The organism is Robiginitalea sp. (assembly GCF_049588695.1).
Classification (GTDB): Bacteria; Bacteroidota; Bacteroidia; order Flavobacteriales; family Flavobacteriaceae; genus Robiginitalea.
Window position 1 is genome coordinate 1 of sequence record NZ_JBAVZJ010000297.1, and the last position, 2538, is coordinate 2538.

At 46.8% G+C, this 2538-nt stretch carries 2 protein-coding genes and 1 pseudogene; all 3 read right to left on the reverse strand.

Annotated features, from left to right (window positions below; translation table 11 throughout):
* A pseudogene (locus WBV75_RS07360) lies at positions 1 to 445 on the reverse strand (cardiolipin synthase); the annotation flags it as partial.
* 119 nt (positions 446 to 564) lie between these two features.
* Positions 565 to 1287 (reverse strand): energy transducer TonB, encoded by a 723-nt coding sequence (locus tag WBV75_RS07365; RefSeq protein ID WP_424119985.1) that lies wholly within the window; start codon positions 1285 to 1287, stop codon positions 565 to 567.
* Positions 1288 to 1395: 108 nt separating this feature from the next.
* Positions 1396 to 2361, reverse strand: a complete 966-nt coding sequence (locus WBV75_RS07370; RefSeq protein ID WP_424119986.1) for a sodium-dependent bicarbonate transport family permease — start codon at positions 2359 to 2361, stop codon at positions 1396 to 1398.
* Between the last annotated feature and the right edge of the window lie 177 nt (positions 2362 to 2538).

Below are 2538 nucleotides of genomic sequence, written 5' to 3' on the forward strand. Positions count from 1 at the left end.
GTTTCAGATAGGCACGGCTCAGCGATAGACTCCCAATACTGTCGTAGATGAGTCTGACTTCAACCCCTTCGGCCTCTTTTTGTGCAAAAAGCTCCAGCAAGCGATCTGCGAGTTCACCTTCTTCAAAGATGTAGTATTGCACGTGTATACTCTCACGGGCTTCTTTGAGGGCTTCGAAAATTCGACTGAAGGTTTGGGATCCGTCCTGCAGGAGTTCAACCTCATTGTCTGAGGTCAGCGGAAATCCCGTATTGCCTTCGATGAGCCTGGAGATCTGGTCTTCTCGTTTACTCAGGGGTTTTGAATCCCATTTCGTAGTCACCTTATACTCCGGGGGACGGGGCTTCCGGGAATACCGTTGTTGCTTTCGGCGGTTGCGACCCAACATTAAATACAACAAAATGCCTCCTACTGGGATGGTGAAGATGGCTAACAGCCAAGCCAATGTCTTCGAGGGTCGGATTCCATTCAGTAGGAGGCTAATGACAATCGCTATTGCGATCAATATATAAACTGCGATTCCTATTACATACCACACTTTATTATCCGGCTTTTGCCGTTAAGTTACATCAATTTAAAATTAATCGGGATGCTATAGGGAACGCTAACATTTCTGTTTCGTTGTCTTCCGGGTATCATCTGGGGCAAAGCAGCGATAATACGTTCAGCTTCTTTCTCCAGGGAGGGATCGGGGCCACGGGTCCTTATTTTTGCAATTTTACCATCACGTCCGATGACAAACTGTACAAATACACGGCCTTCAATTCCAAGTTCCTCGGCTGTTTTAGGGTACATGAAATTCTTCTGTACGTGTTCCATCATTTTCTGATTGAAACAATCTCGTTGGTCTGCAGCGGACAGGCCCTCACAACCCGGGAATACAGGTATTTCTTCAATTACGGCGAAGGGAACACTAATGTCCTCTTCTTCTTCGTCCACATCGATGTCAGAGGCATCCAGGTCTACGCTGGCAATTTCTGTGTCCTGACTTATTTCAGTACTTTCAATTACGGTTTCCTCCACGTCATCCGTGTCTTCGATCACTTCAATCACTTCGGGAGCCGCGGGTGGCGGAGGTGGAGGTGTTGTACGGATCATTTCGGTCTGAGGAACATCTTCGTCCAAAGACTCTGCGTCTACCAACATGACAATTTCATCCTGAACACTGTCATAGGTTCGATACTCGAGGGCTCTCCATGTTACGAAGAGCACGATAGCCAGGCCCATTACAAAATAGAGCCCGCTATTGCGATTTAAATCGGCTTTGGGATTCTTTTTAACTCTCATGGCTGTTAAATTTTGGCTGTTAATACTAATTTATACTAACAATTTACCGCCATTCAACCGTTTAAAATATGATATCCATCATATATGCCATCTTTTTTTAAGAATTCCTTAACTAAAGCTTTGAATCAGATACAGGTAAATAGGCATCCCGAGGGTAATGTTAAAGGGAAATGTCAGGGCAAGCGCCATAGGGAGATATAAACTTGGGTTGGCCTTGGGCACCGCCAAACGCATGGCCGCAGGCACAGCAATATAGGAGGCGCTGGCCGCGAGGATCGCAAATAAAAAGCGGTTGCCCGGCTCTGAAATAAACGAAGCAGTAACCACCGCTGTGATACAACCGTTAATAAGCGGGATGACAATGGCAAAGACCAGGGCAAACCAACCTTTTTTTACCAGGGCTGAAATTTCACCCCCGCTGGTAATTCCCATATCCAGAAGGAATACGGCCAGAAATCCTTTGAATATATCTGTGGTAAAGGGCTTAATCCCTTCGGCCTGGTGGTCGCTGGCCAGAAATCCAATCACAAGGCTCCCCAGGATTAGCAGGACACTACCATTGGTAGTGGCGTGGCGGATCACTTTTGGAAGTGGCATGGCAAAGCCATTCTTCTTATCAAAGATGGCTACCAGGAGGACTCCAATAACAATAGATGGTGCTTCCATAAGAGCCATTACGGCTACCATATGCCCGCCGTAGCTGATTTGTTCGATTTCCAGAAAGGAGATAGCCGTTACAAAAGTCACCGCACTTACTGAACCATAGGCTGCGGCAATGGCTCCTGAGTTCGCGACACTAAAACGACGCCTCAAAATAAAATAGGTATAGAGGGGGACGAAGAGGGCCAGGAAAATACCAAATAAAAGGGACCAGAGTATTTCGGGGTCGTAAGGGCTGTGGGCTAATTCCTGTCCGCCTTTAAATCCGATGGAGAACAAAAGGTAAAGGGAAATAAACTTGGAGGAATTCGGCGGAATCTCCAGATCACTTTTGAGCTGGACCGCCAATATTCCGAGAAAAAAGAACAGCAGGGCGGGGTTCGTCAGGTTGTCGACGAGTAGGTGTAAATCCATACGGGAATATCTCGCGTACTGGGTTTAAAGCAAGTGTCAGTCGTTATCTATGGTAATTTCCAAAGTGCCCTTGATGGAAAGACATTTACCCATTTCCCGGGCCTGGCGGATAAATTTACGAGCCATGACTTTTTCTGCTTCCAGCTCGGCAATGCGCTGGTCTGCATAAGAGGTATC